We start from the raw sequence: 24,126 nt of genomic DNA on the forward strand, positions 1-24,126 counted from the left end.
AATTACTCTATCTTCAAGAATTTGAAAGCATGGAGCATTTCAAACAAGAGCTAGAAGAATATATCCATTACTACAATCATCAACGAATCAAGGTAAAATTAAAAGGCATGAGCCCGGTAGATTACCGAGTTCATGCCCTCAAGGCTGCCTAAGTAAATAAAGTGTCTAACTTTTTGGGTTCACTTCATATCGAAAGCCCCTTCATAACTGTTATTCATCTGGCTTTAACGGCCCTTCCCTTCGCTAATGGGAATCGTTTCTTCTCGGTTGTATCGACCTGTGTGATTTCACCATCATGTACGGTTATTATAACGGATCCATATTGCAGATCTTCCAAGCTCGAAATGATATGCCTGATTTTCAATTCTTCTTTCTTTTCCATAATATCTCCCCTTCATTACTGGTAATAAAGCTTCGTTTCAGAATTAATGGTAAAAATGACCGCACGAAAAGCACATGTTCGCTTCCCACTTTCAATGTTTTCTTGAGGAACTTGGTTACCTATCATATCCTCATCACTTTACTTTCCGTATAAGAATACCCAGTTAATAGGAACTCCATATTCCCCTCCCCTCACTATGAAAAATAAAAGACACCCGCCATCCAACAGAGTAGATGTAAGGGTGCCTTTAGTTGACTAATCGGCAATATTCGGAGTTGCATATGTTATAGAAAAATACGATTTAAAGCAGAAACCGCATTATTCTTACCAACTAACTTGGTATTTACTAATATAATCCAATTTCATCCTTTTGTCAATCTTACATTTGAATTTTCTGATTAGTCCGTGTTTAACATTTTACTTATTTACCACTTTACCAAACTAAACTATTTGAGATATACTATTTTAGTATAAGTTGTCGGTATGAACACACACTTTGTATTTAAGAAAGGTTCGATATAAATGGTAAATAAAAAATGGGGTTTATTGATTTTGACCACTTTCGTAATCGGAAATATGGTCGGCGGCGGAATTTTCATGCTCCCTGCTCAATTAGCACAAGTATCCAGTCCATTAGGATCCACATTGGCATGGATCGTTACTGGACTGGGAGTATTTCTAATAGCTTTGGTGTTTGGTAACCTGGCAGTCCGGAAACCGGATTTGAAGGCTGGACCGCAAAGTTATGCTCAATCATTATTTAAATCCCCCGCTAAAGGAAGGGTTTCAGGGTATAGTATGGCTTGGGGTTATTGGGCTGCGAATTGGGCAGCAACAGCTTCTGTCATCATTTCATTTGCTGGTTACCTATCAACGTTTTTCCCGGTGATGCATAGTACGAAAGTGATTTATACAGCGGGTTCGTTTCAACTTGAGCTAGGTAAAGCATTAACGTTTGCGGTATGTTCCATTGCCCTTTGGGGGATTCAGGCAATCTTGGTAAGAAGTTTTAACAGTGCTGGAAAAATGAATCTTTTTGCTACGGTTACCAAAGTGCTTGGATTCTTATTTTTCATCATTATCACGATATTCATCTTCGATACTTCCAATCTAGGAAACGGAGCTGAATTTTATGATAAGACGGGATCTGCAATCTCTTTAGGTGATCAAGTGAATGCTGCTGCAATATCAACATTATGGGCCTTCATCGGTATCGAAGCTGCCGTCATGCTTTCAAACCGTGCCAAGTCACAAAATGATGTAAAGAAAGCGACGATTCTTGGTTTACTTATCGCTGTTGCCATTTATATCGGCATTACTTTATTGACGATGGGTGCCATATCACAAGACGATTTGAAAATATCACAAAAACCACTTGTTGACGCACTTCAAGCCGTAGTTGGTTCAAGCGGTACGTATTTAATGGCTGCTCTTGCCGTCATTTCCTTATTGGGATCGACAATCGGATGGATTGTCGTTGCATCTGAAGTTCCCTACCAGGCAGCGAAATCGGATCTGTTTCCGTCCTATTTTGCGAAAGCGAACAAAAATGGCACACCCGTCCGTTCTATGACAATAACAAATATCATGACACAGATATTCTTATTCTCCACTATTTCAGGTACGATTTTGGAGGCTTATAAATTCTCGATGATCGTCGCTACACTCGCTTACTTGATCCCATATCTTGCATCCGTTCTGTATCAACTGAAACTAGTCATGACTGGGGAAACCTATGACATCATGAAAGGCTCAAGGGTACGTGATGGAATTATCACCATCCTGGCGTTAATCTACTCAATCTGGGTCATCAAGACAGGTACAGCTGATATGAATACATTCATACTTGGCATTGCCTTATATGTATTCGGAATCGTCCTATACCCACTCTGGATGAGAAAAAAAGCATAACCTTAAACACCTTGGCATTAATAAGTGCCAAGGTGTTTTTTTATATCTCCTTTATTACCAAACTGGTTCTCAGTTCAACCGTTTCCCCTGAGCTTAACTCCCTCAACCCAGTCAATTTTGCAGACAAATCCAGATTAGGAGCATTCGTTACCCATGTATATGGTTCAGGACATACGAACCCCTCCTGGTTAAACAATACCCAAAACTTAAAATGTTGATCGCCATGATAGATGACCTGTATGCCAGCCTCTTGGTCAGTGAGAATGCACTCGTTTTCCAGAGCTCTTTCCTCATCATAGCCAAATAGGTCATCAAACAGCCGGCCCTCCAAGCTAAAGCCGTTTTGGATTTCCAATGTATCGGCCGTTTCATGAATTGCACCAGTGGGCAATGACCTTTCATTCAACTCCCAATGTTTATTGACGGGAAGAGATATTCTGCAATCCTCCAATTCCCCCCCTGGTCCAAATGGAAAATTGAATACAGTATGATAACCTGCCCCCCACGGAAAGGGTTCAATGCCCTTGTTGGTGATTTTCAATTTTATATCCAATGTTTCAGCCCTTAAAGATAAAGACATATTCACAGTGATATCTTGTGGAAAGCTATCTTTTAAATCAAATTCACTGCTTGAAAATTCAGTATTAATGACAATTTCTTTCCCGTTCACTTCCTTTTTGCAGACTTTCCAAGGCTTGTCATGCAAAAAACCATGAATATGATTGAATTTTTCCGTTTCATTGATCGGAAACTTATACGCAGTCCCTTTATATGTAAATTGGCCATCTTCAATTCGATTAGGGGGAAACAGGATTGGCATTCCATATAAAATGGGAGCTTTTTTATAGTCTTCCACACTAACCGGAGTTCGCAGCACCTCAATATCCTTATGCTTATACCTAAACGATAGCAGATTGCTTCCTAAAGTTGGCGCAAGTATCGCTTCCACTTTATCATTGCCGAACTTTATCGCCTTTTCATTTAAAAAAGTGATATCTTCCATGTAACCTGTCACTTATTCTCCTCCTTTGAGTTGAACATATATCCATCCTACTTCCACCGACCATTTTTTGCAACAAATGGAAAATATAATTCGTTATAATCTATCTGTGTTTAAAATATATGTTGGCAATCTAGGATTTTGCTTTGTTTGCTTTTCTATTTTTCTATTTCTCTTTTATCTTTTTCCTTCTCACCGATCGAGTTATACCTTATTAAATAAAAAAAGGATGCCGTTACGGCATCCTTTTTACTTATCTATTACTTTCACTTACTAAAGCCACTATGCCTTCTTCATCATCCAAAACAAGTTCAATACCCGAGTATGGATCTTTATTCATATATTCATCCAGCCATAAGCGAAGCGCTTCTATCAAGTTGATGGTAATTAACACTTGTTTCCGGCCATCGACAAACGCTTCCGCCGAAAAGCCATAATCATCATCATACATTAACTCCACTTCCACCTCATTGGGTTGTACCTGCTTTTTACGGGCAATGTAAACACAAACCGCATTGATGATATCTTGTTCGGATATCTTTAGCCTCTCCATGGGTTTGGATCCTCTTTCTTCTTCTTATCTTTGAAATATGTGAATATTTTACGGATTACAACGATTAATACCACAACCGCCAACACGTTGATTAATAGACCAAGTATAGAACCAAGCATTCCCATATTGGCGAATAGGCTTCCAAAAAGTAAACCTGCCAAACCACCTAGCATAATTCCTTTCATTAAGCCGCCTTTTGTGAATGTGTTTCCACTCTTAGCTTTATTAGCAGTAGTAGCATCGGACTTCTTCGTTTCTTTATTTTGGAAATTTGAATTATTATTGGTGTTGTTGTTAAAGCTTCTTTTTCCTGACTTGTAACCCCTTGCATCGACTGACTCCGAATGATCCTGGAATACATAAGTGCCGACTGGAGAGAATGCTAGTGTAATTGTAAGTAATGCAGCCATAAATTTTTTCATCATGTTTTTTTGCCTCCGTTTAATAGTATGGAATGTTGTTTCTATATATGTTTTCCCAGATTTACTGAAAGTCCACATCACCTATCCTTGTTTTATCTTATAGTATTTACGTTGAAATTCAAAATAAGTTTCATTTTTTTTTCGATTTTTTTCAAAAAAAAATAAGCAGGGGCTTTTTCTCCCCTGCTTATTAAGGAACCATTAATTTACACGAACGACACGCCCGTTGTATACATCTGCCCAATAGCCACTTTCCATATTGGCAATTGCAACACCTGTTGAACTTTGGGAACCGATAAATTTGCCGCCGCCGACATAAATTCCGACATGCCCATCAGTTTTATAGGTATTGAAAAACACTAAATCTCCAGGTTGTTTTTGACTATCAGATACTTGACGTCCTGCATTTTTCAATGCATCCGTACTGGCTGGAAGGTTCACACCAGCTTGTTTATAAGCCCATGCAACGAACGCTGAACAATCGAATAGACCGTTAGCGATATCGGATGCCGTTCTTCCGCCACCAAATTTATATGAGGAGTTACCGATATATTTATAACCTGCTGTAATGGCAGAGCCTGTATTTGCACTGCTTGGCTTACTTGATGTTTCAGTTTTACTGGCTGCAGGTTTAGCAGCAGAACTGTTTTTAGATGAATTTGAAGCTGATTCAACTTTAGATGAAGATGATTCAACTTTAGATGAAGATGATTCAACTTTAGACGAACCTGATGCCGACGCTTCGCCTTTAGAAGAACTTGACGATTCTTCACTAGAAGAACTTGTTGATCCTTCACTGGAAGAATTCACTTCTTCAGCAGCACGGTCAAGATCTGCTTTCTCTGATGCTTTACGTTCTTCCTCTTTTTTGATATTTTCACGAATGGATGCTATTTGTGCTTCTAAACCGGCATCTTTATTCTCTAAAGATTGTTTTAGGGCCTCTGTTTCCGATTCTTTCTTTTCAATCTTAGCCTTCATATTGACCGTTTCAGCTTTTTGATCTTCAATTTGAGATTGCATGCCTTTAAGCTCTACTTCCATATCCTTAAGGCGTTGCAATTTTTTCTCAACGGTCGCTTGTTTTTTTTCTAAGTCAGCTTTATCCGCTTCCTGCTCGCTAAGAATCTGTTGGTCAGCTTCCACGATAGTTGCTACCGCTCCAACACGATTAACGAATTCACCAAAGCTTTTAGAACCCAAAACAACTTCTATGTACTCAACGTCCCCGCCGCTCTCTTGGAATGAAAGGGCGCGCTCTTTCAAGACTTCCTCGCGTTTTGCGATTCTTTCTTCCAAAGCTTTAATTTCTTTCTTTAAAGAAACTATATCTTCTTCCGTGTCTTTAATTTCTTGTTTAGTATCTTTGATTTTTTCGTCATTTTCTTTCATTGCCGTTTCAATCTGGGCAATTTGGGAATTCATTTTCGACTGTTCTTTTTTCAGTTCCTGAATGACTTGAGCTGCCTCTGAAATATCTGCTTGTATTCCAGTGCGTTGCGATTGAATATCCGAGATATTTTCTTCAGCTTTCACTGATGGTATGGCAAAAGCGCTTCCCAATCCTAGCATAATTGTCGTGTTCAATACGATAAGTTTTTTCTTCAAACTCATTTCCCCTGCTTTCCTCCCCGTGCATTTCCATCGACCCGCTTCTTTTTCTCTATGAAAAATGATTAGTCAAAATAAATTGCTGGGAACTCTTCTCTATTTTTTTTACTCTTTATGTAATCTTCTAAGGCTGTAATTATATTAAATACATTAAATACATTTCTGATACTCTACTATGTTTTCACCTAAGTCGTAGTATATCATCAGATTTTGTCAAATACATAATAATAATGTTACAATTACATTTCAATTTTAACATTATACGTAAGAATTCGACTTTTCCTCGTGATAATACAACCAATATCTTACAAAACCATCTTCATATTTTGATGCAAGACTTTCTATCTAGTGTTTAGCTCCAAGGGACCATAGACTATTGTCAGGTAAAAACTCACCACTTTTGAATGCATGGAAGCCCTTTTGTAACAGATTGCAGTTCATTTACCTTTCATACAGGAAGGTTCGCTGACGGCCGCATTAAAAAAACCGCATTCAGCGGTTTTTCCGTCAATATTCGACCCATTCTTAAATTCCAGCCATAAAGTCGACAAATACTTTCAATTCTTTTGGTCGGACGAATACCTTTTCCCCTTTGCTTATTTCCAGTTTCAAATATTGTTCTTTCGTCAGTTCGATTTCCAGCGGTTCTTTTGTATCCTGACGAATGACTTCTATCCGGACGATGGGGCCAATTGTATGAATGTGGTCAATTATGGATGCGATCGAATCCTTTTCTGATCGTTCTCTTTCTATGATAAAATTATGGGCCCTTACATAACCAGTGCCCACTCCATCTTCACTCCCCGGGGCATTCATTTCCACATTCCCAGTTACCAATTTCCCTTGATGAACATTGCCCTTTAAATGATTGACACTTCCGAGAAAATCATAAACGAATGGATTTTCCGGGTGATCATATACTTCTTCCGGAGTTCCAACCTGTTCAATTTTCCCTTCATTCATGATTACGACCCGATCAGCAACATCCATCGCCTCTTCTTGATCATGAGTCACGAACACACTCGTAACATTGAATTCATCGTGAAGTCTTCTTAGCCAACGCCGAAGTTCTTTGCGAACCTTGGCATCCAATGCCCCGAATGGTTCATCAAGCAAAAGGATATTCGGTTCAACCGCAAGTGCCCTTGCCAATGCGACACGCTGGCGCTGGCCGCCCGATAATTGCGATGGATAACGATCTTTATATCCTTCCAATTTGACTAGTTGAAGCAATTCGGTAACCTTTTGTGCAATAACTTCTTTACTGGGCCTTAATTTTCTAGGGCGGACCTTTAATCCATAGGCAATATTATCAAAAATGGTCATATTACGAAAAAGGGCATAATGCTGAAAGACGAAACCCACATTTCGATCTTTTACATGTTTATGCGTGTAATTCTCTTCATTGAAGAGGATCTTTCCGTTCTCTGCCTGTTCAAGACCCGCGATGATACGCAGTAATGATGTTTTTCCCGAACCGGAAGGGCCAAGAAGGGCTACGAGTTCACCGCTCTTTATTTCCAAATCGATGTTCTGGAGTGCTTGATAGGACCCGTAATATTTTGTAACATTTTCAATGATGATACTCATTTCATTCCTCCTAACTCGCTTTGGTTGATTTAAAGTCAGTTTTCCACTCTATGAAGCTTTTAATGATCAAGGTTATGATTGCAAAAATGGACATCAGGGATGCAACGGCAAAAGCGGCCGAAAATTGATATTCATTGTATAAGATTTCAATATGAAGCGGCATCGTATTGGTCATGCCCCGTATATGGCCCGATACGACCGATACAGCCCCAAACTCCCCGATTGTCCTTGCATTGCAAAGGATGACTCCATATAGAAGTCCCCATTTTATATTGGGAAGCGTCACATACCAAAATGTCTTAAACCCTCCTGCACCCAGCGTGAGTGAAGCCTCTTCTTCAGACGTCCCCTGACTTTGCATGAGCGGGATCAATTCACGCGCAATGAATGGGAAGGTTATGAAAATGGAGGCGATGACAATCCCTGGTATTGAAAAAATCACTTTAATGTCAAAGGATTGCAGCAGTGGACCAAGTGTTCCATGTAAGCCAAACAGAAGGACAAAAATCAACCCAGCAATGACGGGTGAAACGGAAAAAGGCAAATCTATCAATGTTATTAAAAAGTTTTTTCCCTTGAAATCATATTTTGTTATGGTCCACGCAGCAACTACTCCAAATATGGCATTGAGAGGCAAGGTGATGAGGACAACGATCAATGTTAACTTAATCGCAGCTAAGGCATCAGGATGGGCAATGGCCGCAAAATAAGCTTCGGCACCTTTTTCAAAGGCCTTTACAAAGATCGCGAGTAATGGGACAACTAAAAACAATGTAAGAAATAGCAATACAATGGAAATAAGGAACCACTGTATGGACTTAGGCTCTTTAGTTGCGTCTCTCGTAATAATGACTGGGTGATTCGCTTTTGCAACCACTGGATTATCATGTTCCATCTTATCCCCTCCTACTTCCCTGAATATCTTTTGCCGGTCCACCATTGTAAGATATTGATGGTCAACAAAATTATAAATGTAAAAATGAGCATGACGGCTGCAACAGCTGTTGCACCTTCATAATCATACTGTTCGAGCTTTGTCATGATGATCAGCGGGGAAATCTCCGTTTTAAACGGCATATTTCCGGCAATGAAGACAACGGATCCATACTCTCCAAGTGCCCTTGCAAAAGAAAGTGCAAAACCCGTCAATATCGCTGGAATCAACTCTGGGAAGATAATTTTAATGAATGTCTGCATTCGATTCGCCCCTAAAGAGGCAGATGCTTCTTCCATGCCTTTTTCGATATTTTCAAGCACCGGTTGAACCATCCGCACCACGAATGGTAGACCGATAAATATTAGGGCGATGATGATCCCTGCAGGAGTGAAAGCGACTTTAAAGCTGAAAAATTGCCCGATCCATCCGTTGGGTGAGTACAAAGTGGTCAAAGTTATCCCTGCCACAGCAGTCGGGAGGGCAAAAGGCAAATCAACCAGTCCATCGATGATCCGTTTGCCGGGAAACTCATAACGAGTAAGCACCCAGGCAATTAACACACCAAAAACTGCGTTCACAAAGGCCGCAGTTAACGCTGTCATAAAACTCAATTTATAGGAAGCGAGAACCCTTGGTTCAGTTATGGTCGCCCAAAAATCCTGGAACCCCATTGAAAATGTGTTTAGAAAAACCATGGATAACGGAATCAAAACGATGATGGAGAGATACAGCAGTGTAAAACCCATCGTCAATCCAAAACCGGGTATGGTCCTCTTTTTCGTCTGTTTACCTTCTGTCACTATATTCATCGCTTCGCCTCAGCCCTTTTTCTTATTTATGAAGGAGAAGATGTTAAGGCCATCTTCTCCTTCATGCTTATTGCGGTTGATAAATCTCGTCAAATGTACCACCATCATTAAAATGTGTTTCTTGGGCTTTTTTCCAACCGCCAAACGTATCATCAACAGTCACCATATCGATTTTTGCAAATTGGTCTTCGTATTCAGCGAGTACCTTCTCATCCCTTGGACGATAGAAGTTTTTTACGGCAATTTCCTGACCGGCATCCGTATATAGGTATTCCAGGTAGGCTTCAGCCACTTCCTTTGTTCCTTTTTTCTCAACCACTTCATCGACAACAGCTACCGGTGGCTCTGCTAATATACTGATTGAAGGGTTGACGATTTCATATTTGTCATCACCGAATTCTTCCAGTGTTAAATAGGCTTCATTCTCCCAAGCGATAAGTACGTCACCAATTCCCCTTTCCACAAAAGAGGTGGTTGCACCGCGGGCACCTGAATCCAGGACTTCAACATTCCGATAAAGTTTTTTCATGAAATCCTTCACTTTTCTTTCGTCATTATCGAAATTCTTATCCGCATAAGCCCAGGCAGCTAGGTAGTTCCACCTTGCCCCTCCGCTTGTCTTTGGATTTGGCGTAATGACGGATACATCCTTTTTAATAAGATCATCCCAATCTTTAATGCCTTTAGGGTTATCTTTTTTCACCAAAAACACAATGGTTGATGTGTATGGTGTCGAGTTTTCCGGTAACCGCTTTTGCCAATCCTTCGCTAACAAATTACTAGCTTCATAAATGGCATCAATATCATAAGCCAATGCCAATGTAACGACATCCGCCTCCAATCCATCAATAACTGCCCTGCCCTGTTTACCAGATCCGCCATGGGATTGTTGAATCGTTACATCCTGACCGGATTCTTCTTTCCAGTGTTTCACGAACGCTTCATTGAATTCCTGGTACAATTCCCTTGTTGGATCATATGACACATTCAACAGTTCGACTGACTTTGATGTTCCTTCCCCTTCGGTTTTTTCCGAGTTGCATCCTGCAAGTGCCCCGATGGCTAAAAGCAAACTTGTCAATAACATCAACTTTTTCATGAACTTCCCCCTTTTTTTACAACAAAAAAGGCATCCTATTTCCCTTTCATTTATTCAGGAGATAGTATGCCTTCAGTTCTCTGATCAGCAATTATTATAATTTTGTATAAGATTACCATAAAGCAAAGTTTACCCAGTTGTCAACTAGGTATTTGTCCTTTTATTTTAATTCATTCACGTTTTGCAGGTTGAAGAATTCCCAAACGAAAAGGCTCGATCCAACGGGGAGATCGAGCCCTTTTTATACCTTGCCAACACTTATGAATTTAATGCTTTTTGATACAACTTATTGTCAACGATATACTGATAACACTGATCAGGCAGTAAATATCTTGGTTCCCCACCCATCGCGAATTCATCCCTTATATATGTAGAACTGATTTCCATGGATAGGCCTTTATCAATAAGGTGAAATGTATTGCCATCATCATAATTCCTTAGCAATGGACTTTTGGATATGATTTTCAGCATATCGATCCCATCCCGTGCCATGACAATGAATTTATGATTCGCAATCAATTTTTCCCTGAATTTCCATCGTAGGTGTACCGGTAACTCCTGATTATCAATATCTTCAAGTAAATCAGCACCCATTATGAAATAAACTTCATCCTTTGGAAATCGTGATTTAAAATATTCCATCGTATACCAAGTATATTGTTTACTCGTTCCGGCACGTTCATTAATTTCATAATCACTAACTTCGAATAAAGGGTTCCCCCCTATTGCCAGCTTGAGCATTTCCCAACGGTGTTCATTGCTCGTTTTCATCTGTTTATCGATACGGCCATTTGCGCAAGGTAAAAAAAACACCTTGTCTAGCTTAGCACGATGCGCAATGGTGGATGCTGTCCATAAATGGACATTCGTGACCGGATCGAAGGAAGATCCATAAACTCCAATTTTGCCCATCCTTATTTCCTCCTCATCAGCCTTTCTTTTTCACCACGGCCCTGACCGGACTCCCTCCCCAGCTTCTAATGCAAGAGGCAATCAGCTAAATTGCACAGCCCAGGATCCAATCCATCAAGGACCAGCCTTTCGAGGATAAAGCCTGACAGTTTATTGTGGGCAGCAATTCTTTGCTGTCGAGATAGTCAACGGAAGGTAAATCGAGCCCAACCATTCCTTCATTTGCAAGGAAGGAAGCTAAATCTGGTTCAACCGGTGGAATCCATTCAACGGCTGAGGTCCTTCCAGTGACCTGTTGCCAGCTACAACGGCCGGACCCTTGTCAATTCAATGCCTTCAAAAGCTTTAATGTCAATGCTTTCAGCTGCATCCACCTTTACTGCACTAACAGTGCCAATATTTAAATCAAAACCAAGTTCGATGATTTTTTTCCATTTCCATCAAAATGATAGGGAGCATCGATATGAGTTCCTTAATGGGTATTCATCCGGATTTCCCCTGCCTTGACAGATGGCCCTCCAGTCAAAGCTTACAGTTTGGTCCTTAATGTCCAAAGCTCAGGAAAAAACGGCTGTTCGACCACTTTCTTCAGATAACTTACACCGGACGATCCGCCAGTTCCCTTTTTATTACCGATGATCCGTTCTACGGTGCTCATATGATTGAATCTCCAGAATTGTTGTTGACTCCCAATATCAACGAGTTTTTCGGCCAACTCATACAAATCCCAGTAGTTATGCACATCACGGTACACTGTCAGCCACGCGTTTTCAACACTTGCATTTTCCTGATAAATGACAGACCAATCCCTTTTGAGGACCGATTGATCAATGGGAAGCCCTCTTGCAGCCAAAGCCCCTATAGCCGCATCATAAATACTAGGTTTATTCAAGGCTGCCATCATCGACTCATAAAGCTCGGGCTGATGACGGAATACGGCCAATATTTGCGAATTCTTTTGACCCATTGCAAATTCTATCAACCTGTTCTGAAATGATTGAAACCCTGAAGAGTTTCCTAGTTTCTCCCGGAATTCCATATAATCGGATGGCGTTAAAGTCGAAAGCACATTCCAGGATTGAACAAGTTGCTGTTGGATCCTGGCCACTCTGGATAGCATCTTAAAGGAAGGCTCCAATCGTCCTGCCTCAATATGGTCCGTTGCCGCAGTCAATTCATGGAGGATCAATTTCATCCATAATTCACTTGTTTGGTGAATGATGATGAACAGCATTTCATCGTGATGGCCGGAAAGCCGATACTGACTTGATAATATTTGATTTAAATGCAGGTAGTCCCCATAGGACATATCTTTTTCAAAATCAGTTACCATACTTTCTTCCAAACGATGTTCATCTCTTGGTCCCTTATCCATACTATCCCTCTTTCCCTTTACTTTCTTTTGATTTTCGACATCAATAAATAAACGATGCAAAGAAAGATCAGCCAAGGAACACCGAACTGGAGCACGATTTTAAACGGGCCAGTGAACCAGGTGGATACCGTCAAAGCAAACAAAAGAAATGCACCCAGAATCGTTAGATATGGAAATCCATACATTTTAACCGGTAATTTGCGGCCCCCTGATTTCTCCCACCTCTTCCTGAAATATAAATGGGAAATGAACACCATGAACCAGGTTAAAATGGCTCCGAACATCGATATCCCCATCATGAATGCATATGAAGTATCCGGAAGCAGGACCTTTACTCCTGCAGCAAGAAATATTCCCAAAGTGGATATGAGAAGGGCCCTTACCGGGACTCCTTTCCTGCTCACTTTTTGAAATAGGGCTGGAGCCTGCCGTTGCTCGGATAATGAAAATATCATTCTTGTGGAGGCATATAATTGACTATTCATTGCAGATAAAGCTGCGGTTAAAATAATGAAATTCATTATCCCTGATGCTCCAGGAATATTCAGGATTTCCATTACCCTAACAAAGGGGCTTTTATCAATACCAGCCGATTGCCAGGGAACAATCATTAACATGATCCCGATTGTCAGTACATAAAAAGTGGCAAGCCTGAATACAGTTGCCTTCAAAGCTTTAGGGACGGCAATATCCGGGTCCTTTGCTTCTCCCGCCGTCACCGCAATCAACTCAGTTCCTAAAAAACTGAAGAGCGAAATGAATATGGCGACCCAAAGCCCCCAAAACCCGAAAGGCATAAAACCTCCATCATTGGCATAATTCTCTACACCGATCCCGCTTGAAGGTTCGGCGCCAATCACCACGTAGGCACCCAGTAGAATGAATATGACAATGGCGCTTATTTTGATCATTGAAAATACATACTCAAAATTCCCGAATGTATTGACACTCGTCGCATTTACATAGATTAGCAGTGCAGCAAAAAGGAAGATCCAAACGCTTCCAGGTACAGCAGGGAACCAATATTTCATATAAACAGCGATGGCACTCACTTCGACACCAATGGCAAGGACATTCGCTATCCAATATGAATATCTCACAACAAAACCCGCAAATGGACTTATATATTTTTCAGCAATGGTTCCAAAGGATCCCGATGTTGGATAGGCTACAGTCATTTCCGCCAAACAGCCCATCAGTAGAAGGACAATGAATGCACCTATTGCATAGCTGATAAGTACACTTGGACCTGCCGTTGAAATCGCAAGGCCGCTGCCCAAAAATAATCCGGTGCCAATTGCACATCCCATGGCTATCATAGTGATTTGATTCGATGATAATTCACGATGCAGCTTATTTTTCTCCATATGTTGCTCCCATTCTAGGCAATGATTCCCCTTTTATTTTCATAGTTTTCATATAATCTGCCGTCCATGATCTTCTTAAGTACCTGTACAGTTTCATAGACTTCCTGAAAAGAGGTATAAAGAGCAACAGGTGCTAAACGAATCATATTCGGTTCACGGTAATCGGGTATGATGGCCTCTTGTTTCAATGCTTTACATATTCTCGCAGCTTCTGGATGTTCAAGGATGATATGACCGCCCCTTTTTGATTCATGCCTTGGGCTCCCAATTTCAAATCCATATCCCGTTAATTCCGATGCGATTAAATCCATTAGATATTGAGTCAGCCTCAAGGATTTCTTCCGCACTTGTTCTATCCCCACTTCCGCAAACATTTCAAGCGAGCCTAAAAGGGGGGCCATGCTTAAAATATGGGGAGTTCCAATCTGGAAGGCACCTGCCGAATTTGCCTGGGTAAAGGAATGTTCCATATCGAACTGCTTATCTTTCCTTGAGCCAAACCACCCAGCCAACCCGGGCTTCCTTGCAAAATGCTTACGGTTCACATATAACCCCGCTACACAACCTGGTCCGCCATTCAAATGCTTATAATTACACCAAAACGCGAAATCCACTTCCCAGTTGTCAAAACAATGCGGAACGGCACCCACGGAATGACAGGCATCGAATCCTATCATGATTCCACGCGCATGCGCTTCCTTTGTTAACCTCTCCATATCAAGGATCTGACCGCTTCGATATAAAACCGTCGGAAGTACAATCAAAGCTATTTCCTCGTTCATCTCTGCAATGATGTCATTTTCTTCAAGGAATTTACCATCTCGGCTTTTCACCTGAACCAAGTGTGCCAAAGGATCAAGCCCATGCAATTGGAGCTGGCTTTGAAGTGCATAGATATCACTTGGGAAGGTTAGATCATCCGCCAAAATCTTATTCCTGCCAGCTCTCGGTTCAAAAAATGTGGCCGCAAGCTGATGCAGATTAGCTGTAGTGGACCCTCCCATTATCACTTCATCCCCGGCAGCCCCTACCAATCGGCCACTCAATTCACCCAATTTCTCAGAAAAGTAAAACCAGGGTTCGGAACCCTCCGTCCAGCCGTCGATTCCATACTTTTTCCAATCTTCCAATGACTTCATTAAACTTTTCTCAGCCCGCTTCGATAAAAGTCCCAATGAGTTGCCATCCATATAAATCATCCCGGGGTTCAAATAGAACTCCTCTCTGTAAGAAACTAATGGATCTTCCTGATCCAAAGTTTTCGCATACTCTTTCGTTGACATGAAATTATTGATATCCATGTTCTCCCCGCTTTCTTCCAATCCACTATTTTTCACTGGTAAATCCCTACCCCTTCCCATGCCAACCTTATCATCCTGTTAGGATCTTTTTCAATATAATCCTTTTTATCAAAAGTCATTGTGTAGTGGTTGGTTTCATCATATTTCGGCCAAATTTCACCTTCCGGGGGGTTTGGGTTTCCGTGTTTCGCAAAGTTGACCCAATGGCCCTGGATTCTACGGGAAACCTTTAGGGCAGCTGGCCTGGAACCAAACGAAGTAATCCGTTTTCCAAATACCGAGTCGAAAGTCTGGAAGGCAAAAGGAATTTCCATACCATGCGTTGCCCCTAATTTACTTATGCGCATTGCCGCCGTTTTATAATCAAAACGGTACATCCATGTTTTTTCAAAGCGGCTGTATGCCTCCGCATACCAAACCGAGGGAATATGGAAAGTCGCATCACGGCCAATGCCAAGCACAGCTTTCTTTTCTGGGTAGTTTATATAGGCATTCGTAATTCGCTCTTTCGCCTCCGGATCAGTATTTTCGAACATTTTATGAATCATCGCCGCATTAGTTGGGATTAACGGGGGATCCATCTGGTCGAATAATGTCGCTTCATCCCTATTTGTTCCTATAAGCAAGGGTATTCCCTTTGCTTTACCGGATCGAATCGAATCTAGTGGATAATCGGGCAGGAAGTCACCATCTACGACAGGTCCAAATGATAGTGAGCCCGGCATGGCTTGTGAGTTTTCCCGTAAGATTTGGTAGGAGGCCGCGACAATCTCTTGAACTGGAAGTGTTTTTAACCGGTTGATTTCATTCTTTCCAATGCCCACTATCTCAAGGAACCTTTCACTGAATTGGCGCGCAAATCCTTTTCCGTAAACAGATGTCGGAGCAGGACTTTCTGCAATGGCCTGTTTAAAAAGACCTCTTGCTGAAGGAACTGTAAGTAAAGTCGTCACCGCATTACCTCCAGCTGATTCACCAAATATCGTAACATTTTCAGGGTCGCCGCCAAACGCTTCTATATTCTCTTTAACCCATTTTAGAGACGCAACTTGATCACGTAAACCTAAATTGGTTTCAAATATTTCCCCATCACCTGCCAACTCGGTAAAATCCAGATATCCCAGGGCCCCCAATCGATAGTTGATGCTTACTACGACTACATCTCCATTCTTAGCCAGTAAGTGTCCATTGTACATATCAAGGGATCCTGCTCCCGTTATATATGCTCCTCCAGGAATCCACACCATGACCGGGCGTTTTTTATCATCAGCTCTAGGTGACCAAACATTCAAGAACAAGCAATCCTCATCCATTTTTTCATTTCCGGCCATTCCTGTTCTTACCGCCCTATCCATCGGCTGCGGGGGAATGGGACCAAAATCCACTGCATCCATGACCCCGCTCCACTTATCAACCGGCTCCGGTGAGCGGAAACGCAGAGCCTCAACCGGCGCTTTCGCATACCTGACTCCACGCCAAACACATATATCGTTTTCCATAGTACCTTGAAGATGTCCATTTACCGTCGTAACTATTGATCCAATCATTCCCTTTCACCTCTTCATACAGTAGTAGATACTTAAGTTCTTCTTTTTCCATTCCCTTATATCCTTCATCTTTATCGAAAAAAGAACTATAGAGTCAGTTGATCCAAAATAGTAATACCGCTATCATATATAAAGCTCTGGTTATCCTCATGAGTTTGAATTGTTATTTTAAATAATGGTTTTCAAATGACCAGTTCAACAAAAAAAGACCCAATCAGGTCTTTTTTGTTGAACTCGGCAAAAAGCTTAGGCGAGCATGGCAATGATGCTCAATAAAGAGCTGCCCCGAACGGAAAGCTGTTGTGCAGCATATGTTAGTTGCTGTTCATCGAGCTGTTCCAGTAAAGGCTTTAATTCAAGCAATTCATTCTCCAGCCCTTTAAGGTCTTTTGATATCTTGTCCACCATCAAGAGCACTTGCTCAGAATCAACAGTGGTTTCAGAGAATACTTGTAACCGTTCCTTGATTTCAGTCAACGGCATATTCTGTTCTTTATACCGATTAATCATTTGAAGACGATTTAAAGCATCTTCTGTGTAATATCGATATCTAGACCCAGTTTTTTCATAGTTCAGCATTCCTAATTGTGTGTAATAGTCAATGGTTCTTCTTGAAACATTAGCAAGTTCAGCAAGCTGGCCAATCCGATAAACATTCACCCAGATAGTCACCTTCTTTTTCAAATCTACTGTTAACGATACTATAACATAACTATCCTAAAAGGTGACTTCGAGGATGAATCTATTAGACTACTTTATCCGAATTGCCCTTCAACTGCTTCTTGGCAAAATACAGGGCATCTTCCTTCGATTTAAAAAAGTGCTGTTTTTCTATCTTATGATACAAGCCAGTGCTGAGTAACAATTCCTTTGGTTGCTGCTGGATTCCGGAAATGATTAATTGCCCCTTATATTTTCCGATGCGATTAACAATCGCCAATAGTGCAGCCTCTGCTGACGTGTCCATATATGTTACCCGGCGCATGCTTATTACCAACACTTTCGTCTTATTATCCAAGTTCGCCAATATCGATGACTCCAGGACGTCTATCGAACCAAAGAAGAGAGGACCTTCCAAGTTATACACATTGATCTTTGAATCCGAATTATCAATTGGAACAATTTCAGTAATCTCGTGACTTCTTTCCCTAACCTTTAACGTATGGCTCATTTTTGCAATGAAGGTGATGAATGCAATCAATAAACCGATTCCCACTCCCATGATTAAATCAGTGAAGACCGTGACGAGGAAGGTGACTAGCAAAACCGCAGAATCCGCCGTCTTCGTTTTCAATACATGAGCGAATTCCTTTCTTTCACTCATATTCCACGCAACAAACATCAATATGGGCGCCATGCTAGCCAAAGGTATATGCGCTGCATATGGAGAAAGTACTAGCAAAACCAGTAAAACGACAATTCCGTGAATGACTCCGGACACCGGGGAGACTGCCCCGCTTTTTATATTGGTAGCTGTCCTGGCAATAGCACCTGTTGCAGGTATCCCGCCGAAGAATGGGGTCGCCATGTTCGCGATTCCTTGCCCAACCAATTCCTTATTACTATCATGCTTGGTTCCCCCCATATTATCGGCCACGGTAGCGGATAACAATGACTCGACACCGCCTAACAAGGCAATTGTAAAAGCAACGGGAAGGAGTGTGATAATGACTTCCACTGAAAGCTCCGGCACTTGGAATTCCGGAAAACCTCTCGGAATCGCTCCATACGTGGAACCAATCGTAGCCACCTTATCGGGAAATAAAAAGTAAGCTGCCATTGTGGATATTAACAGACCCAGAAGCGGTCCTGGCACTCGTGGCAGAAGTCTAGGTGCCAGCAGTATGACGACAAAGGATATAATCGCAACAATCACACTATATATATTGATCGTGTCTGCTTTAATCACCAGTTCCTTCATGTTATCCATGAACGCTTCATGTTTTTCCACTTTCATACCAAAGAAGTTGGCAATTTGCCCTGAAAAGATTATTATCGCAATTCCTGTTGTAAATCCAATGATGACTGGACGGGGAATGAACTTCATCAAATTGCCTAACTTAAGAAGACCCATCAAGACTAATATCATCCCTGCTAAAAACCCGGCAATAAGCAGATTTCCATACCCATATTGCATAACGATTCCAAATAATAAAGGAACAAACGCCCCGGTCGGTCCTCCAATTTGATACTTGGAGCCACCCAAAATCGATATGAGGATTCCAGCGATGATGGTCGTATATAGCCCGTAAATCGGTTCGACGCCTGAAGCAATTGCAAAAGCCAACCCTAAAGGAATCGCTACAATACCTACAACCAATCCTGCCGTTACGTCTTTTTGAAAACCCTTCATGTTATATCCTTGAAATCTAGAATCTTTTATCATCTTTTTCAAACTCACATCCTTAGTCCTTTTTTAAGATTGGAATCTACCATCATCAGGAAAAATAATATTCTTTCATTTAAGAGGGAGTTACTTGATTGAAATTAATCTAACTATTGCAGAGGATATTTTTTCAACGAGACGTACCTACGGGGGACTTTTCAAAACTAAGAAATAATCGTCATATGTAATCTCCTTTTGTAAAGTTATTTGACATGGTTCTCGACCACGCTTCAACATTATACAGTAAAACGTAAAGCTGTACATTGTTAGAAACGTAAACATTTCTTTACAGATTTTTTCATTTTTTTTACATTCACATTACAATCCGGGACCATGTTTCCAGTCTGGTTAATTTGAATCCGGAGATTTAGACTACGAATCAGGAAGTTTGAACTTTGGACTAATTCCCCATATCGGAAACCTTGATTAATGACCAATAGAAAAAGCATGTTTTGAGAAAGATTACTCAAAACATGCTCTATAAATAGCTTTTCTAATTTCGTATTTCGGCTCAGACCTATACAAAAAACCTCTTGATTGAAATCAAGGGGTTTTCTTTCAGTTTACAGCTCTTCTCCTTTCGTCTCGATAATATGCTTATACCAATGAAACGAGAGTTTCTTTTTTCGGTTTAACTGATCATGATGATCCACGTAAATAAATCCGTATTGTTTCTTATACCCGTTTAACCAACTTAATAGATCAATGACAGACCATGCGTAATACCCTTTTAAATGGATGCCTTCTTTGATTGCACGCTTAATCACTTTTAAGTGTTCCTCAATATATTTAATACGGGGAACATCAACTATTTCACCATCGATAATCGGATCCTCATCACCAAGTCCGTTTTCTGTAACATACATTTTAATATCACCATAACGCTCTTTTAACATATGCAGCCCATCTAAAAATCCTTGAGGTGAGATTTCCCAGCCCCATTTTGTATATGTTTTATCTTCCATTTTCACGGTCCGATAAAAGCCATCAAAAGACGGGTTCCCTGGAGCTAGAGTTGATGTTTCTCTTGAATGCTCCATGTTTGAAACGGCTTCCCGATTTTTTTCCACGCGAATGGGCTGGTAATAATTGAGTCCAATAAAATCATTTTTCTCCGCATTTCTTTTTAAAGTATCCAGTTCTTCTTCTGTCCAACTTGGTGTCCAGCCTTTCTCCTTTAATTGCTCGATCACATAAGATGGATATTCACCTTTTAAAATTGGGTCATAATACCAAAAAGTTTCATATTCATTGGCATGTCGGGCAGCTAATACATTCTCATGTTTATCATCAATACTGTAAGCTGGCAGGAAAACATGGGTTATCCCAATTTCTCCGTAATGATTCAGTGCCTTGTATGCCTCTACCGCTTTTGCATGTGCATAAAAAACATAATGTGTCGCTTGAAAGTATTTATTTTCATCGTTTTGGATCCCAGGCGGGTGCGCTCCTTTTAAATAGCCCAAACCGCAAAACATAACGGTTTCATTAAACGTGATCCAATGTTTGATGCGGTCTCCGAATGCGCGAAAACAAATTTCCGCATACTTGACGAATGCTTCAGCTGTTCGCTTATTCGTCCATCCCCCATCTTGTTCAAGCGTCAAAGGCAAATCCCAATGATACAGCGTAACAAATGGAACAATCCCATATTTTAAGCATTCATTTATAACATTATTATAAAATTCCAATCCTTTTTCATTGACTTCTCCGTCACCTGTGGGCAAAATACGGGCCCATGAAATGGAAAACCGATATGATTCAAGTCCCATCTCTGCCATTAATTTTATATCTTCTTTGTAACGATGATAATGGTCTATCGCTACATCTCCGTTTGTACCTTCAAATGTTTTCCCCGGAATCTTTGAAAATACATCCCAATTCGTTATACCTTTACCATCTTCTTCCCATGCTCCTTCTATTTGAAAAGAAGCAGAGGCTGCTCCGAATAAAAAATCGTGTGGAAACTTCATTATAAACCCTCCATTTTCATACCCGCTTATTAAATTGATAATAATACATTTTATTCATTGGTACAAATTTTAAAGTGTTTATATTACTTTAATTCATATTTGACTATTTGCATTAAAAATAGTATTTACTATCATCGAATGATTAAATCCAGAATCCAGAATCAATAATATACTAAAATAAAAGAAGTTAATCTTTGTGAATCCATATCACTCTTTTAGCTGAAGATAAATAACCTTTCATCTCGTTTTTACTTTCATATGATCACATACAAAACCCGTCCACCTATGGAGGACGGGTTACACATATTCAAGATGTCGGCTCATCATTCCACAACCGGGAGCCAACCTTTTATCTGAATCAACTTTTCCCAAAGCGGATCTGGAATGACCAGTTCACCCTGGTCTTTTTTTGAGAGGGTAGTCCGTATTTCCGCTTCTTTTCCAGACCTGATTTTTTCAATCCAATGCGGTTCCATAAGAAGTTCACGGCCAAGGGCGATAAAAGGGACACCCGTTTCCATAGCTTCTGCAACTTCATCGGGTGTATGCAGTGATCCTACACCGACCACCGGAATACGATTACCTACTTTATCGTAAATTTTAACGATACGCGACTTTGTCCTATCACTCTCACGGAATGAGCCATTCCAGAAGTGACCTACCGATATATGTAGATAATCCAGGTTTTGATTCGCTAATCTATCAACGAATTGGATCGTATCATCTAAAGTGATTCCAGGATTGCTGCCCTCTTCAGGAGAAAGGCGGTAGCCGATGATAAACGGCTTTTTCGCATGCCCTGCAACCGTTTTCTCGACTTCATTCACAATGGTAAGCGGGAAAATCAATCGTTTCCCCAGTGTTCCACCCCAGTTATCCGTACGACGGTTCGAGTGTGGCGAGAAGAATTGTTGAAGCAAGTACGTATTGGCACCATGGATTTCCACACCATCGAATCCTGCTTCGATGGCCCTTCTTGTTGCTTCGCCAAATGCCTTAATAACGTCTTGTATTTCATCTCCACTCATTTCCCGAGGTACAGGTGCTTCCTCGCTGGAAGCAATGGCACTTGCAGAAACAGGTTGGTTATCAGGCAATAATTCCGGCGGACTTTGCCGGCCTCCATGATATATTTGCAGGATTGCTTTTGATCCATTGGACTGAATCGTTTCGGCTAGTTTTCTCAAGGATGGGATAAAGAAATCGTCATCTGCACTAAGTTGGCCTGGGAATCCCTTGCCTCCAGCAGATACATAGGCACATGCCGTAACCACCGCACCTACACCAGCCGAGCGTTCAGCGTAATAGGCCAGTTCATCATCGGTTACAACGCCTTGATCATCCGAAGAATAAGTGGTCATAGGAGCCATCATGATACGATTTTTCACTTCTACCCCTGATGGAAATATATATGGTTGAAAAATCTTTTCATATTTTTGATTCATGCCAATCCTCCCCCTTTACTCTTAGTGGTGATGGTGTCCGTGCGGTTCTTTAGAAGGGTTCGTGATTTCAAAGCCTTCTTCAGGTACATAAAAATATTTAATCCAGACACCATCCAGAAATTCTTCACGTGAATCAAGCAAAATATCGATATCTTTATCTGTTTTGACGATTTCATCATACTCTGCCGGTGTATCTAGTTTCATGTCGTAATGGGCATGATCACCATGCATATGGGTGATATATACACGAATCATTTTCCCTTCGGCTTCTTCCTTGCTCAGCATTTTTTGTAAGACCTTTGCTGCATTACGATTTATTTTGCAATTCATGTCCATTCCCCCAACAATAAAATTATCCCTGTACTAAATTCTACCCAATTAAGGGTTATCAGTAACATCAATTTTCCCCCTTCATGATGGGCCATGTCCTCGGTCAGAAGGAAAGACGATACCGATTTGCTTTCTTGCTTCATCCATGATTTCCATAGTCAACAGTGAATTCGAATATGAATTTATATCGGATTCCATTTTCCCCTGCTGTATCAATTCAACAAATTCTTTCGCTTCATAATACATGGTAGGCATATCCTGTTTAACAGAAATATTTTCTGTGGTTCCATCCCGATACTGAATATCCACCGCTTGCGGTCCTGAAATTTTCTGGATGATCATGCTTCCAAGTTCACCTTGAATTTCCGATGGCAAATTGGATTCAGTAATCTTGGAAAACATGACGACTGCCTCCATTTCATCATAGGAAAGCAGAATCGTACCCTGCCCATCAACTCCTGATTCAAGCATCGTTCCTGATGCCTGCACCTTATTTGGTTTACCGAACAGTACAACAAGTGGATAGAGGACGTAAATACCTAGATCCATTAAAGAGCCACTGGAGAATTCAGGATTGAATGCATTCAGCACAGTGCCTTGTTTATATGAATCATAGCGTGATGAATATTGACAAAAGCTTCCCGAGAAACGTCGTATCTTCCCGATTTTATCCATATTCCCCTTTATACTTTCGAAATTCGGCATGATGGTCGATTTCATGGCTTCCATCAAGAGCACATCATTTTGTTTTGCAGCCTCAATCATTTCCCTTACTTCAGCCGCATTCGAGGCCATTGGTTTTTCACATAATACATGTTTTTTATTTTGCAAAAATAACACGGCTTGCCTGCAATGATGAGAGTTAGGGCTTGCTATATACACAGCGTCGATTTCATCGCTTGCGGCCATTGCTTCTAAATTCGTAAAAGTCGTATGTACTTCGTATTTATTGGCAAATGCCTTGGCTTTCTCTTCTGTACGTGAGTACACGGCGGTTAATGATAAACCCTCTACATGCTTTGCAGCCTCCAAAAATCGTTCCGTGATCCAATTTGTACCTATTACCCCTAATCTTATCATATCCTATCCCCTTTCAAGCTAACTTAATTATTTCCTCAATATACAGACATTTCACTGAAAAACAAAGTATAATGAACACTCGCAACTGTTTAAATT

The 24,126-nt window shown here is 40.9% G+C and carries 22 protein-coding genes; 2 read left to right on the forward strand and 20 right to left on the reverse strand.

Going from position 1 to position 24,126, the window contains the following annotated elements; genetic code table 11:
* The coding region (locus tag Q8G36_RS08715) for an IS3 family transposase (protein ID WP_305159842.1) at positions 1-152 on the forward strand (152 nt) is incomplete at its 5' end.
* 62 nt (positions 153-214) lie between these two features.
* Here the strand turns inward: Q8G36_RS08715 and Q8G36_RS08720 are convergent.
* Entirely contained in the window at positions 215-382 is a 168-nt protein-coding gene (locus Q8G36_RS08720) for a YezD family protein (RefSeq protein ID WP_305159832.1), read from the reverse strand.
* 522 nt (positions 383-904) lie between these two features.
* On the opposite strand from Q8G36_RS08720, the gene Q8G36_RS08725 reads away from it, so the two are divergent.
* Entirely contained in the window at positions 905-2,293 is a 1,389-nt protein-coding gene (locus tag Q8G36_RS08725; protein ID WP_305159831.1) for an amino acid permease, read from the forward strand.
* 40 nt (positions 2,294-2,333) lie between these two features.
* Here the strand turns inward: Q8G36_RS08725 and Q8G36_RS08730 are convergent, their stop codons facing one another.
* The 19 genes from Q8G36_RS08730 to Q8G36_RS08820 all read right to left on the reverse strand — a co-directional run bounded on the left by Q8G36_RS08730 (position 2,334) and on the right by Q8G36_RS08820 (position 24,030).
* Positions 2,334-3,308 carry an aldose 1-epimerase gene (locus Q8G36_RS08730; RefSeq protein ID WP_305159830.1) on the reverse strand — a complete coding sequence of 325 codons (975 nt, stop codon included), beginning with the start codon at positions 3,306-3,308 and terminating at the stop codon, positions 2,334-2,336.
* Positions 3,309-3,546: 238 nt separating this feature from the next.
* Positions 3,547-3,846, reverse strand: coding sequence for a YxcD family protein (locus Q8G36_RS08735; RefSeq protein WP_076366987.1), 300 nt, complete (start codon positions 3,844-3,846; stop codon positions 3,547-3,549).
* Positions 3,834-4,268, reverse strand: coding sequence for a hypothetical protein (locus tag Q8G36_RS08740; protein WP_305159841.1), 435 nt, complete (start codon positions 4,266-4,268; stop codon positions 3,834-3,836). Before Q8G36_RS08740 ends, Q8G36_RS08735 begins: the two co-directional genes overlap by 13 nt.
* A 201-nt stretch (positions 4,269-4,469) precedes the next feature.
* Entirely contained in the window at positions 4,470-5,882 is a 1,413-nt protein-coding gene (locus Q8G36_RS08745; RefSeq protein WP_305159829.1) for a PcsB-like coiled-coil domain-containing protein, read from the reverse strand.
* A 522-nt stretch (positions 5,883-6,404) separates the two neighbouring features.
* A complete protein-coding gene (locus Q8G36_RS08750) occupies positions 6,405-7,469 on the reverse strand; it encodes a sulfate/molybdate ABC transporter ATP-binding protein (RefSeq protein WP_305159828.1) in 1,065 nt (354 codons plus the stop codon).
* Between the two features lie 10 nt (positions 7,470-7,479).
* Positions 7,480-8,364, reverse strand: coding sequence for a sulfate ABC transporter permease subunit CysW (gene cysW / locus Q8G36_RS08755; protein ID WP_305159827.1), 885 nt, complete (start codon positions 8,362-8,364; stop codon positions 7,480-7,482).
* 11 nt (positions 8,365-8,375) lie between these two features.
* Positions 8,376-9,215, reverse strand: a complete 840-nt coding sequence (cysT, locus tag Q8G36_RS08760) for a sulfate ABC transporter permease subunit CysT (RefSeq protein ID WP_305159826.1) — start codon at positions 9,213-9,215, stop codon at positions 8,376-8,378.
* A gap of 67 nt (positions 9,216-9,282) precedes the next feature.
* On the reverse strand, positions 9,283-10,314 hold the full coding sequence (locus tag Q8G36_RS08765) for a sulfate ABC transporter substrate-binding protein (protein WP_305159825.1): 1,032 nt from the start codon (positions 10,312-10,314) through the stop codon (positions 9,283-9,285).
* Positions 10,315-10,572: 258 nt separating this feature from the next.
* A complete protein-coding gene (gene nadD, locus Q8G36_RS08770; protein ID WP_305159824.1) occupies positions 10,573-11,226 on the reverse strand; it encodes a nicotinate (nicotinamide) nucleotide adenylyltransferase in 654 nt (217 codons plus the stop codon).
* 529 nt (positions 11,227-11,755) lie between these two features.
* Complete coding sequence (gene kynA / locus Q8G36_RS08775) at positions 11,756-12,601, reverse strand: tryptophan 2,3-dioxygenase (RefSeq protein ID WP_305159823.1); 846 nt, start codon at positions 12,599-12,601, stop codon at positions 11,756-11,758.
* Positions 12,602-12,618: 17 nt separating this feature from the next.
* Positions 12,619-13,968 carry an amino acid permease gene (locus Q8G36_RS08780; protein WP_305159822.1) on the reverse strand — a complete coding sequence of 450 codons (1,350 nt, stop codon included), beginning with the start codon at positions 13,966-13,968 and terminating at the stop codon, positions 12,619-12,621.
* A gap of 14 nt (positions 13,969-13,982) precedes the next feature.
* On the reverse strand, positions 13,983-15,269 hold the full coding sequence (gene kynU / locus Q8G36_RS08785) for a kynureninase (RefSeq protein ID WP_305159840.1): 1,287 nt from the start codon (positions 15,267-15,269) through the stop codon (positions 13,983-13,985).
* A gap of 32 nt (positions 15,270-15,301) precedes the next feature.
* Complete coding sequence (locus Q8G36_RS08790) at positions 15,302-16,816, reverse strand: carboxylesterase/lipase family protein (protein ID WP_305159821.1); 1,515 nt, start codon at positions 16,814-16,816, stop codon at positions 15,302-15,304.
* 246 nt (positions 16,817-17,062) lie between these two features.
* The gene (locus tag Q8G36_RS08795) at positions 17,063-17,476 is read right to left on the reverse strand and encodes a MerR family transcriptional regulator (RefSeq protein ID WP_305159820.1); all 414 of its coding nucleotides are present in this window, start codon (positions 17,474-17,476) and stop codon (positions 17,063-17,065) included.
* An 85-nt stretch (positions 17,477-17,561) separates the two neighbouring features.
* Entirely contained in the window at positions 17,562-19,202 is a 1,641-nt protein-coding gene (locus Q8G36_RS08800) for a SulP family inorganic anion transporter (protein WP_305159839.1), read from the reverse strand.
* A 563-nt stretch (positions 19,203-19,765) separates the two neighbouring features.
* Positions 19,766-21,175 carry a GH1 family beta-glucosidase gene (locus tag Q8G36_RS08805; protein ID WP_305159819.1) on the reverse strand — a complete coding sequence of 470 codons (1,410 nt, stop codon included), beginning with the start codon at positions 21,173-21,175 and terminating at the stop codon, positions 19,766-19,768.
* A gap of 323 nt (positions 21,176-21,498) precedes the next feature.
* The gene (locus tag Q8G36_RS08810; RefSeq protein WP_305159818.1) at positions 21,499-22,620 is read right to left on the reverse strand and encodes an NADH-dependent flavin oxidoreductase; all 1,122 of its coding nucleotides are present in this window, start codon (positions 22,618-22,620) and stop codon (positions 21,499-21,501) included.
* Between the two features lie 21 nt (positions 22,621-22,641).
* Entirely contained in the window at positions 22,642-22,950 is a 309-nt protein-coding gene (locus tag Q8G36_RS08815) for an iron-sulfur cluster assembly accessory protein (protein WP_305159817.1), read from the reverse strand.
* 81 nt (positions 22,951-23,031) lie between these two features.
* Entirely contained in the window at positions 23,032-24,030 is a 999-nt protein-coding gene (locus Q8G36_RS08820) for a Gfo/Idh/MocA family protein (RefSeq protein ID WP_305159816.1), read from the reverse strand.
* Positions 24,031-24,126 lie beyond the last annotated feature (96 nt).

It is taken from the genome of Peribacillus frigoritolerans, assembly GCF_030676415.1.
Classification (GTDB): Bacteria; Bacillota; Bacilli; order Bacillales; family DSM-1321; genus Peribacillus; species Peribacillus frigoritolerans_A.